Source organism: Kineococcus sp. AC630, assembly GCF_979255925.1.
This window is the reverse complement of sequence record NZ_CEEDMJ010000027.1, coordinates 41535-52749: the sequence shown is the minus strand read 5'-3', so window position 1 is coordinate 52749 and position 11215 is coordinate 41535. Positions and strand designations below refer to the sequence as shown.

Genomic DNA, 11215 nt, shown 5'->3' with positions numbered 1-11215 from the left:
GAAACAACACTTTCCGCCCCCGGAGGGGCCCCCGCGAGGGCGGAAAGTGTTGTTTCCGCGGGATCCGGGGGCCTCAGTGCAGCAGCGTCGTCCAGTTCCACGGGACGCGGCCGTGCGGGCCGGGGGCGGGCTGGTCCTCGGGGTGGTTCAGCGGCGGGGCGAGGTCGGGTCCGGACTCGAAGGTCTCCTCGGTGCCGAAGTCGTAGAACCACTCCTCCCCCGGTTCGTAGGAGCGCACCACGGGGTGCCCGGAGGACGCGGCGTGGCCACTGGCGTGCTGGCCGGGCGAGGAGTCGCAGCAGCCGACGTGCCCGCACGCGGCGCAACGGCGCAGGTGGAACCACCAGCCCTGCGGATCGGAGACCTCGCAGTCGGCGCAGCCGGGGCCGCTGGGGGCGGCGGTGGGGTCGATCGGTTCGGTCACTGTTCTCCTCCGGACGAGAGCTCGGACGTGGGGGGTTCTGAGGTGAGCGGCAGCCACACCCGGAACACGGTGTTGCCGGGTTCGCTGGTGACGCCGAGCCGCCCGTGGTGGCGGTGCACGACGATCCGCCAGGCGATGTCGAGGCCGAGACCGGTCCCCTGACCGACGTCCTTCGTGGTGACGAAGGGTTCGAAGATGCGGCCCAGGAGTTCCGGGGGGATCCCCGGTCCGTCGTCGGCGATCTCCACCACGACCCCGGGGTCGCCGTCGCGGACCCGCACGGTGACCGTTCCCGGTCCCGGCGCCAGCGCGTCCAGGGCGTTGTCGAGGAGGTTGGTCCAGACCTGGCCGAGCTCGCCGGCCTGCCCGAGCAGCTTGGGCACGTCGGCGTAGTCCTTCACGACGTGGGCGTTGCCGACCGCGCGGCCGGCGCCCGCACCGAGCATCTCGATCGCCGCGTCCAGCAGTTCCCGGACGTCGACCCAGCCCTCGGCCGCGCGGTCGAGCTGGGCGTAGTTGCCCGCCGAGGCCAGCAGCGCGCTGATGCGGGCCGACGCCGCGGCGGCCTCGGCGACGAGGGAACGCACCGACAACCCCCGCGCGTACGTCTCGACGGCGGTCCGCCCGCCCAGCGACCCGAGGAACTCGGCGCTGACCCCGTGCTCGACGAGGACCGGGGCCAGGTCGTCGGGCTCGGCCACCCCCAGCTCGTCGAGGACGTCCAGCAGCCGGTCCTCCGCCTCGGCGCGTCCCAGCGGATCACGCGGCACCGCAACGGCTCCGGTCACGGGGACGGGAGGTGCGAGGACGTCCAGGCCCTCTTGCAGCTGCCCGAGCGTCCGGGCCAGCGCCGCGGCCGGGTTCCCGAGTTCGTGGGTGAGTCCCGCGGTCAACGAGCCGAGGGCCAGCAGGCGCTCGCGAGCGCCGATGAGTTCTTGGGCCTCGGTGATCCCGATCCGCAGGCCCTCCAGGAGGTGGACGGCCATCGGGAACCACTCGCGGACGACCTTGCCGAACTTCCAGGCCGGCAGGACGAAGAAGCGGGCGGGTTCGAGGACGCGGACGGAGGAGCCGTACCCCTCGGGTGCGTCGTCGCCGAGGTAGGCCTCCCACGCGCCGCAGTAGACCCCGCGCTGGCGGGTGCGGCCGACCTCGAGGTCGTCGGTGCCGCCGCCGCGGTGGGAGAGGGCGATGGCGCCGGAGAGCAGGACGTAGAAGCAGGTGGCCTTCTCGCCCTCGGCGTAGAGCGGGCCGGGCGCGACGTCGACGACCTCCCCGGTCGCCGACAGCATCCGCAACTGCTCCTCCGACAGCTTCTCGAAGAGGAACAGGGTCCGCAGTTCCTCGGGGGCGAGCCGCACGGCGGGGTTCGCGTCGGGGTTCACGACCGGGCCAGGTAGCGGTGGACGAGCATGACGGCCATCGCTCCCTCACCCACGGCGGACGCGACCCGCTTCACGGAGTCCGCGCGGGCGTCGCCGGCGACGAAGACCCCCGGGACGGAGGTCTCGAGGTGGTACGGCGCGCGGTCCAGGGTCCAGCCGGGTGGGCGTCCGTCGACGAGGTGCAGGTCGGGGCCGGCGACGACGAACCCGTGGGCGTCGCGCTGCACGGTCCCGTCGAGCCACCCGGTGCGCGGGGAGGCGCCGATGAAGACGAAGACGTGGGTGGCGGGGAGTTCCTGTTCCTGGCCGGACTGCCTGTCCCGCACCACGATCGAGTGCAGGTGCCCGTCGCCGGCGGCGCGGACGACCTCGGTGCAGGTGCGCACGTGGACGTTGTCCAGAGCACGGATCTGCTCGATCAGGTAGGACGACATCGACGCCTCGAGCGAGGGGCCCCGCACGAGCATCGTGACGCTGCGGGCCGAGCGGGCGAGGTTCACCGCGGACTGCCCGGCGGAGTTCGCGGCGCCGACGACGAAGACGTCCTCCTCGGCGCAGGCGTTCACCTCGCTCAACGCGGCCCCGTAGTAGACGCCGCGGCCGGTGAACTCGTCGAGGCCGGGTCCCTCCAGGGTCCGGTAGGACACCCCGGTCGCGAGCAGGACGGTGTGCGCGGCGACGCTGGTCCCGTCGGCGAAGCGGACGACGTGCGCGCCGCCGGAGGTCTCCAGGGCGGTGACGCTGCGCGCGGCGAGGGTCTCGGCGCCGAACTTCGCGACCTGTCGTCGGGCCCGGTCGGCCAGTTGCGCCCCGGAGAGGCCGTCGGGGAAGCCGAGGTAGTTCTCGATCCGGGAGCTCTGCCCGGCCTGCCCGCCGGTGGCGTGCTCCTCGACGAGGACGGTCCGCAACCCCTCGGAGGCGCCGTAGACCGCGGCCCCCAGCCCGGCGGGGCCGCCGCCGACGATGGCGAGGTCGTAGAAGTCCTGCTGCGGGCGGGTCGAGAGCCCGACGTGCTCGGCCAGGGCGGTGTCGTCGGGGTCGACGAGCACGACGGGGCCGTCGGAGCCCGGGGCGACCACGACGGGCAACCGCGCCTGGTCCGTCTCCGCGGCCGTGGCGGCCAGCAGGCGCACGGCCTCGGGCTGCTCAGCGAGCAGCCACCGGTAGGGGACCTCGTTGCGCGCGAGGAAGTCCCGCACCGCGAAGGACCGCGCCGACCACCGGTCGCCGACGACGACGACCTCGTCGACGGGCCGCGCCGGGATCGCCCGCCAGCCCTCGAGGAGGGCGTCGAGGACGGGGTAGAGCTTCTCCTCCGGCGGGTTCCACGGTTTGAGCAGGTAGTGGTCGAGGTCGACGTCGTTGATGGCCCGGATCGCCGCGGAGGTGTCGGCGTAGGCGGTGAGCAGCACCCGGCGGGCGGTGGGGAAGAGGTCCATCGCCTGCTCGAGCAGTTCGACGCCGTCCATCTGCGGCATCCGGTAGTCGGCGAGGACCGCCGCGACGGGTTCCCCGCGCAGCTTCAGCTCGCGCAGGGCGCCGAGCGCGTCGGCGCCGGACTCTGCGCGCACGATCCGGTACTCGCGGCCGTAGCGGCGGCGCAGGTCGCGGGCCACCGCCCGGGAGACGGCCGGGTCGTCGTCGACGGTCAGCAGGACGGGGCGCGGTGCCGCACCGGCACCGGGGGTGTCCTCGAGTTCTGCCACGCCCGGAAACTGTCATCCGCCCGGACGCGGGTCAAGTGGCCCGCCGGGAGTGCAGTCAGTCGACGGATGCCCGTGCGTCGCGCCGGGCCGTCCGTGCGGCGCTCCACGCGGCGTTCAACGCGGAGCCGACCACCAGCAGCACCCACACCGGGGCCGTCACGCGCCAGAAGCCGGGCATGACCGAGAGCACCACGACGAGGACCTGGGCGATCACGAACCCGACGGCCGTCGACGTCCGTCCCAGGTACGCGTGCCCGAGGCCGGGCCAGAGCAGCGAGAGACCCGCCGCGGCCAGGGCCCGGGCCCGGAGCGGGTCGCGGCGCACCTCGAGATCGCTCGTGCGGTGATTCGCGCGGTGCCCGTGGGCACCTTCCATCCTCGTGACCGTCATGTCAGCCCCCCGGCCGTTCGCTCGTCCGGCTGCCCCCCGGCACCCGAGGGGCAGTCTGCCGTCACGGGGCGTGATCCCGCTCGTGATTCGCCCGGACGGCTCTCAGCGGAGCACGAACCGGGTGCAGTGCGTCCGGTACGGGACACGGACCTCGTCCCGGCCGCGCAGGTCGGGGTGGCCGTCGAGGACGCTCGCCACGGCGGCGAGGAGGTCGCGGCGTTCGTCGTCGGGCAGGACGATGACGTAGCTGCGGGAGGCGACGAGGTCGAGGATCCCGGCCCGGTCGGTGACGTGCTCGAACCGGGTCCCGAAGCGTTCGGCCGGCCCGAACGGCGGGCCGACCTCGGTCGTGTCGGTGCGCATCTCCTGCTCCTGCCCGCGCTGGGCCAAGTCCCAGACCTGGCGGACCCAGTCGACGGTGTCGTCGCGCACGTTCCAGACCAGGCCGAGGCTCCCACCGGGACGCAGGACCCGGGCCACCTCCGGCACGGCCCGCCCCGGGTCCACCCAGTGCCACGCCTGGGCCACGACCACCGCGTCGACGGACCCCGACGCCAGCCCCGTCGCCTCCGCCGAGCCCTCGTGCGCCTCGACCTCCGGCAGGACCTCCCGCAGCTGCGCGAGCATCCGGGTCGAGGGTTCGACGGCGACGACCTCGTGCCCCGCCGCGACCAGGGCCTGGCTGAACTTGCCCGTCCCCGCGCCGAGGTCGAGCACCCGGGCCGCGTCCCCCACGAGGAAGTCGACCGCGTCGCGCGGGTAGCCGGGCCGAGCCCGGGCGTAGGAGTCGGCGGCCGCACCGAAGGACCGGGCGTGCTGGGTGGCGTCCACGGTCGTCATCCTGCGCCCCGGGGAGAACGTGAGCGACGAGGGGCCGCGCGACGGGCGAGAATGGTCCGGTGAGTGCAACCCTCGTCGCCAAGGACCTCAGCGCCGCCCACGGCACCCGCGCGCTGTTCTCCGGTCTGGACCTCGTCGTCGCACCCGGGGACGTCGTCGGGCTGGTGGGGGCCAACGGCGCGGGGAAGTCGACGCTGCTGCGGCTGATGGCGGCCCAGGACACCCCCGAGACGGGCACGATCTCGTTGTCGCCGCCGAGCGCGACCGTCGGCTACCTGCCGCAGGAACCCGAACGCCGCCCGGGTGAGTCGGTCGCGCAGTTCCTCGGCCGGCGCACCGGCGTCGCCGAGGCCCAGCAGCAGATGGACGACGCCGCGAACGACCTGGCCGAGGGGAAGCCCGGCGCCGACGACCGCTACGCCGACTCCCTGGACCGCTGGCTGAACCTGGGCGGTGCGGACCTCGACGAACGCACCGACGAGGTCCTCGCCGACCTCGGCCTGACCGTCTCCGCGGACGCGGCGATGACGTCGCTCTCCGGCGGGCAGGCGGCCCGGGCGGGGCTGGCCGCGTTGCTGCTCTCGCGCTACGACGTGTTCCTGCTCGACGAACCCACCAACGACCTCGACCTGGACGGTCTGGCCCGGCTGGAGAAGTTCGTCACCGAACTGCGCTCCCCCGCCGTCGTCGTCAGCCACGACCGGGAGTTCCTGGCCCGCACCGTCGACCGGGTCGTGGAGCTCGACCTGGCCCAGCAGGTCGTCCGCGTCGTCGGCGGCGGGTACGAGGCGTTCCTCGCCGAACGCGAGGTGCAGCGCCGCCACGCCCGCGAGGCCTACGACGACTTCGCCGACACCAAGGCCGGCCTCGAGGCCCGCGCCCGGATGCAGCGCGGCTGGATGGCGCAGGGCGTGAAGAACGCCGTCCGCAAGGGCGACCCGGACAAGAACATCCGGGCCAAGATGCGCGAGGGCAGCGAGAAGCAGGCCGCGAAGGCCAAGCAGACCGACAAGATGATCGAGCGCCTCGACGTGGTCGAGGAACCCCGCAAGGAGTGGAAGCTCCAGATGGAGATCGCGGCCGCTCCCCGCTCCGGGACGGTCGTCGCGACGACCCGGGAGGCCGTCGTGCAGCGCGGGGGGTTCACCCTCGGGCCGGTCACGCTGCAGATCGACGTCGGCGACCGGGTCGCCGTCACGGGCCCCAACGGCGCGGGCAAGTCGACCCTGCTGAACCTGCTGCTGGGTCGTCTGGCGCCCGACTCCGGTTCCGCCGCGCTGGGTTCCGGGGTGGCGGTCGGCGAGGTCGACCAGGCCCGCGGGTTGTTCCTCGGCGAGCAGCCGTTGGCCCGCGCGTTCTCCGACGCCGTCCCCGACTGGCCCGACGCGGAGGTCCGCACCCTGCTGGCCAAGTTCGGCCTCGGTCAGCACCACGTCGCCCGGACGGCGTCGAGCCTCTCGCCGGGTGAGCGCACCCGCGCGGCCCTGGCCCTGCTGCAGGCCCGCGGGGTGAACCTCCTCGTGCTCGACGAACCGACGAACCACCTCGACCTGCCGGCCATCGAGCAGCTGGAACAGGCGCTGGAGAGCTACGCCGGGACCCTGCTGCTCGTCAGCCACGACCGCCGTCTGCTCGAGGCCGTCCACGTGACCCGCCGGTTCGCCGTCGAGGACGGGCGGGTCCGCGAACTCTGAGGTCAGGCGATCGCGGAACCGCTGAAGTCGTCGCAGCAGACGACCACCCGCGGCGCGCCACCGGGATCGGGGATCGTCCCGTCCTCCTCCTCGCGCACCCCGCGGGCCAGCACCTCACCGGTGGTCGGGTCGATGACCCGGTAGGGCCGCGGCACCTCCGTGCCCCGGACCACCCGCACGTCGCCGCCGTCGTGGGCGTAGACGAGGAGGAACCGGCCGGGGACGACGAGCCCGCGGGGCACGGTGCTGTGTTCCCAGCTGGGCCGGGCACCGGTGAACGGCAGCCCCTGCAGGACCCGGCCGAGGACCCCGGGGTAGGTCGACCCCTCGAAGTCCAGGGCCTCCCGCCAGCCCGCGCCGGGCGCGCTGAAGAACGTGGACTGCCCGACCTCGTCGGGACGCAGCTGCCACTGCCACAGGCTGCCCGCCCCGTAGACGACGCCCATGGTGGCGCCGGCGCAGAGGTTGCTCCACGCCTCGTGGCCCTGCCACCAGCCGGCGTTGAACCCGGAGCGGCCGGTGTTCTCGTAGCTGGGTTCACCGTTCGCGACGGCCTTCTCCGGCTGGTTGCGGGCCATGTCCGCGACCCGTTCGGGGACGTGGTCGCCGCGGTGACCGGTCTGGCACCACTGGAAGTCCAGCCAGTCCGCGTCCTGGTGGGCCCGGTTGTGCGCGAACGGGCGGTAGTGGATCCCCGTCGGGTGGCGGTGGTCGTCCCACTCCTGGACCTCCCGGCCCCCGGCCAGGGTCTGCGGTTCCTCCCCGCTCCCGTCGGCGCCGACGAGCCAGACGACCGGGCCCGCGCCGTAGCGGGCCACGAGGTAGCGGCAGTAGCGCGCGTACTCCTCCGGCGGCACCGTCCCGCCGGCCGCCCGCAGCCCCTTCCAGCCGAACCCCTGGAACACCGGCTGCAGGACGGGGACGAGGTCGTGGGCGCGCAGGACGTCGAGGAGGCGGTCGAGGTCCTGGAAGTAGTCCGGCCGCAGCGCCCGCAACGTGGCCTGCGGCAGGTCGTCGAAGGCGACGCCGAACCCCTCGTCCGCGCCGCGGTCCTCGGGTCCGCGGGCGTCGCTGTCCGGTTGCAGGCTCATGAGCAGGACGGCGTTGAACCCCTTGGCGGCGCGGTCGCGGGCGTAGACCTCGACCTGCTCGGGGGTGGCGCGCCAGGGCAGGGCCCAGGCGGTGTCGCCGACGAGCAGCGCGGAGGTGCCGTCGGCGTGGACGAGGTGACGTCCCTCCTCCGACATCCGCCAGAACCCGTGCCGTTCGAACCGTCCGCGGGGCGCGTCGGCGCCGATCGCGACGGTGCCGCTGACCCCGTGCAGGCCCGGGTCCGGCGCGTTCGCGGAGCTGGTCCAGCTCCACTCCCCGACGGGGCCCGGGGAGGAGAAGCGCACCCGCCAGGTGCGTCCGCCGTCCCAGAACGCGGGACGGCGCAGCACGAGACCGTCGGGGTGGCTGAACACGACGTGGACGTCGAGTCCGCCGTAGGGGTCGGGGTGGTCCTGCCGGGCGGTCAGGGTGAGCTCGACCGGACGCCAGGGTGCGGTCGGGAGTGTCGCCGTCGTCACGGGGCCAGTCTGTCTCCCACCTGCCCGCGCGGCCCTGAGGGGTTCCTGAGGTCTTCCGGCCACGCCCGGGAGGGTCTGGGACGCAACGATTTCGGGACGGCGTCCCGCCGGGCTGGAACAGACCCGTGGCGGCGGGCGATGATCGAGGTGTCGACAGGCGACGGAGCACTGGTCGAACGCCCCTGTCCACCCCCGCACCAGAGGATCCCCACCCGTGCCCATCGCCATCCTGGCCCTCGCCGTCGGCGCCTTCGGGATCGGAACGACCGAGTTCGTCGCCATGGGGCTGCTGCCCCAGATGGCCGCGACGTTCGGCGTCTCCATCGCCGGCGCCGGCTGGCTCATCACCGCCTACGCCCTCGGCGTCGTCGTGGGTGCGCCCACGCTGACGGCGCTCACCCACTCCTGGCCCCGCAAGCGGGTCCTGATGGGCCTGATGGGGATGTTCGTCCTCGGTCACGCCGCCACCGCGCTCGCGCCGACGTTCCACCTGCTGGTCGGGGCGCGCTTCCTGTCCGGCCTCTCGCACGGGGCCTTCTTCGGCGCCAGCGCCGTCGTGGCCCGCAAGCTCGCCCCGCCCGGGCGCCAGGGTCAGGCCCTGGCCCTGGTCTTCACCGGGCTGACCGTCGCGAACGTCGTCGGGGTGCCGCTGGGCACCTACGTCGGCCAGCAGCTCGGCTGGCGGTTGACCTTCGCCCTCGTCGGGATCATCGGTCTGGTGACCATCGCCTCGATCCTGGCGCTCGTCCCCGAGGTCGAGACCCGCACCGGGTCGCTGCGCTCGGAGTTCGCCGCCTTCCGCCGCCGCCAGGTCTGGTGGACCCTGGCCATCACCACGGTCGGGTTCGCGAGCATGTTCACCGTCCTGAGCTACGTCTCGCCGCTGCTGACCGACGTCGCCGGGTTCTCCGAGGGTTCGGTCAGCTGGGTGCTGATCCTCTTCGGGCTCGGGGCGACCTTCGGCAACGTCCTCGGCGGCCGGCTCGCCGACTGGCGCCCCTACCGGACCCTGGCCGTCGGCTTCGTCGCGCAGGTCGTGGTGTTCGGGGCGGTCTACCTGCTGGCGGAGAGCAAGGTGGCCGTCGCGGTGGGCGTGTTCCTCTTCGCCTTCACCGGGTTCACGATGTCCGCGCCGATCCAGACGCGCGGCATCACCGCCGCCGGCGGTGGCGCCTCGATGGCCTCGGCGGCCATGCAGGCCGCGTTCAACGTGGGCAACGCGATGGGTGCCTTCCTCGGCGGCCTCGCCATCGACGGGGGTTTCGGCTACGCCTCGACCGCCCTGGTGGCCCTCGTCCTCGCGCTGCTCGGCCTGGCGATCCTGGGTGAGGCGACCCGCGTGGACAAGAACGGTCGCGCCCCCCTCGACCCGGAGGTCGCCGCGATCCCCTCGCAGCGTCGTCGCGGGGTCCGTGACACCGTGGATTCGTGACCAGCTCGACCACCCTGCAGATCCAAGAACGCACGCTCGGCGACCCCGACCTCGACGCCCTCGTCGTGGCGGCGGTCGCCGAGCTGAACCGCCGCTACCGGGTCCCCGGCGAACCCGACGACGACTACACCCTGGCGCAGGACGCCGTCTGCCTCATCGCGTTCGTGGACGGCGTCCCCGCCGGCTGCATCGCCCGCGAGGCGGTGACCGAGGCCGGCTGGGAGGCCACCGCGGAGATGAAGCGGGTCTTCGTGCACGACGACTTCCGCGGCCGGGGCGTGGCCAAGGCCCTGGTCGCGGCCTACGAGGCCGCCGCCCGCCGCGACGGGTTCACCCGGGTGCGGTTGGAGACGGGCACCAAGCAACCCGAGGCCATGGCCCTCTACGAACGCCTCGGCTACGAACGGTCCACGACGAACTTCGGCCCGTGGGCGGACAGCCCCCTGAGCGTCTGCTACACGAAAAACCTCTGACCACACCGAACTCCAGAGTTCGGTGCTCCGAACTTCTGCCATGATGCTGCGATGACGACGGACGCCCGCGCCGACGCGCCCGCCCGCACCGCCCGACGCCGGCCCCTGCTGCGACTGCTGGGGCCGGCGTTCGTCGCGGCCATCGCCTACGTCGACCCCGGCAACGTCGCCGCGAACCTCACGGCCGGCGCCGGGTACGGGTACCTGCTGCTCTGGGTGCTCGTCGTCGCGAACGCGATGGCCGTCCTCGTGCAGTACCTCGCGGCCAAGCTGGCCGTCGTCACCGACCGGACGCTGCCGGAGGTGCTGCGGGACCGGCTGGGTCAGAAGTCCCGGCTGGCCTTCTGGGCCCAGGCCGAGCTCGTCGCGGTGGCCACCGACCTCGCCGAGGTCATCGGCGGGGCCGTCGCCCTGCACCTGCTGTTCCAGATCCCGCTGCTGCTGGGCGGGGTCATCGTCGGCGTCGTCTCGGTCGGGATGCTGGCCCTGCACAACCGCAACGGGGTGCGCCGGTTCGAGACCGTGATCATGGGCCTGCTGCTGATCATCGTCATCGGGTTCGTCTCCGGGGTCTTCTACTCGCCCCCGGACCCGGGCGAGGCCGTGAAGGGGCTCGTCCCCCGCTTCGACGGGGCCGAGACCGTGCTGCTCGCGGCCAGCATGCTGGGCGCGACGGTCATGCCGCACGCGGTCTACCTGCACTCCGCGATGGCCCGCGACCACCACGGCACCGTCGCCCCGGAGCAGCGCCGGCGGGTGCTCGGCGCGACCCGGATCGACGTCGTCGCGGCCCTCGTCGTGGCCGGTCTGGTGAACATCTCGATGTTGCTGCTGGCGGCGTCCGCGCTGCGCGGGGTCCCCGGCACCGAGACCCTCGAGGGGGCGCACGCTGCCGTGGCCACCCACCTCGGGACCGGCGCGGCCCTGTTCTTCGCGATCGGCCTGCTGGCCTCCGGTCTGGCCTCGACGTCCGTCGGGGCCTACGCCGGCGCGGTGATCATGCAGGGGTTGCTGCGGATCGAGGTCCCGCTGCTGGTCCGCCGGGTGGTGACGTTGATCCCGGCGCTGGTGTGCCTCGGGATCGGGGTCGACCCGACCCGCGCCCTCGTCGTCTCCCAGGTCGTCCTGAGCTTCGGGATCCCGTTCGCGCTGATCCCCCTGGTCCGGCTCACGAGTTCCCGCGAGCTCATGGGCGAGCACGCCAACCGCCGCGCCACCCAGGTCGCCGCGACGGTCGCCGTCGTCGCCGTCGTGGTGCTCAACGTCGCCCTGCTCTGGCTGACCTTCACGGGGTGACCT

Annotated in this window: 10 protein-coding genes; 4 read left to right on the top strand and 6 right to left on the bottom strand. The window is 73.5% G+C overall.

Annotated elements, in window-relative coordinates; all coding sequences use genetic code 11:
• Positions 1–73: 73 nt before the first annotated feature.
• The 5 genes from AC0I8G_RS22490 to AC0I8G_RS22470 form a co-directional block, all read right to left on the bottom strand.
• Positions 74–424: a UBP-type zinc finger domain-containing protein gene (locus AC0I8G_RS22490; RefSeq protein ID WP_380258001.1), complete on the bottom strand. Its 351-nt coding sequence runs from the start codon at positions 422–424 to the stop codon at positions 74–76.
• Positions 421–1809, bottom strand: coding sequence for a sensor histidine kinase (locus AC0I8G_RS22485; RefSeq protein WP_471731917.1), 1389 nt, complete (start codon positions 1807–1809; stop codon positions 421–423). Before AC0I8G_RS22485 ends, AC0I8G_RS22490 begins: the two co-directional genes overlap by 4 nt.
• Positions 1806–3515, bottom strand: coding sequence for an NAD(P)/FAD-dependent oxidoreductase (locus AC0I8G_RS22480; RefSeq protein ID WP_471731916.1), 1710 nt, complete (start codon positions 3513–3515; stop codon positions 1806–1808). The genes AC0I8G_RS22485 and AC0I8G_RS22480 overlap by 4 nt, the downstream gene beginning before the upstream one ends.
• A gap of 55 nt (positions 3516–3570) precedes the next feature.
• The gene (locus AC0I8G_RS22475) at positions 3571–3891 is read right to left on the bottom strand and encodes a hypothetical protein (protein WP_471731915.1); all 321 of its coding nucleotides are present in this window, start codon (positions 3889–3891) and stop codon (positions 3571–3573) included.
• A 117-nt stretch (positions 3892–4008) separates the two neighbouring features.
• Positions 4009–4746, bottom strand: a complete 738-nt coding sequence (locus AC0I8G_RS22470; RefSeq protein ID WP_471731914.1) for a class I SAM-dependent methyltransferase — start codon at positions 4744–4746, stop codon at positions 4009–4011.
• A 59-nt stretch (positions 4747–4805) separates the two neighbouring features.
• Here AC0I8G_RS22470 and AC0I8G_RS22465 point away from each other — a divergent pair, with 59 nt between their 5' ends.
• Positions 4806–6440, top strand: a complete 1635-nt coding sequence (locus AC0I8G_RS22465; RefSeq protein ID WP_380257991.1) for an ABC-F family ATP-binding cassette domain-containing protein — start codon at positions 4806–4808, stop codon at positions 6438–6440.
• Between the two features lie 2 nt (positions 6441–6442).
• Here AC0I8G_RS22465 and AC0I8G_RS22460 read toward each other — a convergent pair whose 3' ends face one another.
• Positions 6443–8011, bottom strand: a complete 1569-nt coding sequence (locus tag AC0I8G_RS22460; RefSeq protein WP_471731913.1) for a glycoside hydrolase family 140 protein — start codon at positions 8009–8011, stop codon at positions 6443–6445.
• 214 nt (positions 8012–8225) lie between these two features.
• On the opposite strand from AC0I8G_RS22460, the gene AC0I8G_RS22455 reads away from it, so the two are divergent.
• The 3 genes from AC0I8G_RS22455 to AC0I8G_RS22445 are packed head-to-tail and all read left to right on the top strand — an operon-like array spanning position 8226 to position 11212.
• Positions 8226–9443, top strand: a complete 1218-nt coding sequence (locus AC0I8G_RS22455; protein WP_471731912.1) for an MFS transporter — start codon at positions 8226–8228, stop codon at positions 9441–9443.
• Entirely contained in the window at positions 9440–9916 is a 477-nt protein-coding gene (locus tag AC0I8G_RS22450) for a GNAT family N-acetyltransferase (RefSeq protein WP_471731911.1), read from the top strand. Before AC0I8G_RS22455 ends, AC0I8G_RS22450 begins: the two co-directional genes overlap by 4 nt.
• A 51-nt stretch (positions 9917–9967) precedes the next feature.
• Positions 9968–11212 carry an Nramp family divalent metal transporter gene (locus AC0I8G_RS22445; protein WP_471731910.1) on the top strand — a complete coding sequence of 415 codons (1245 nt, stop codon included), beginning with the start codon at positions 9968–9970 and terminating at the stop codon, positions 11210–11212.
• The last annotated feature ends 3 nt before the right edge of the window (positions 11213–11215 follow it).

Excerpts from the sequence above, each read along its gene's own strand:
- AC0I8G_RS22470 (WP_471731914.1), bottom strand. The coding sequence starts at position 4,746 with ATGACGACCGTGGACGCCACCCAGCACGCCCGGTCCTTCGGTGCGGCC.
- AC0I8G_RS22475 (WP_471731915.1), bottom strand. The coding sequence starts at position 3,891 with ATGGAAGGTGCCCACGGGCACCGCGCGAATCACCGCACGAGCGATCTC.
- AC0I8G_RS22445 (WP_471731910.1), top strand. The coding sequence starts at position 9,968 with ATGACGACGGACGCCCGCGCCGACGCGCCCGCCCGCACCGCCCGACGC.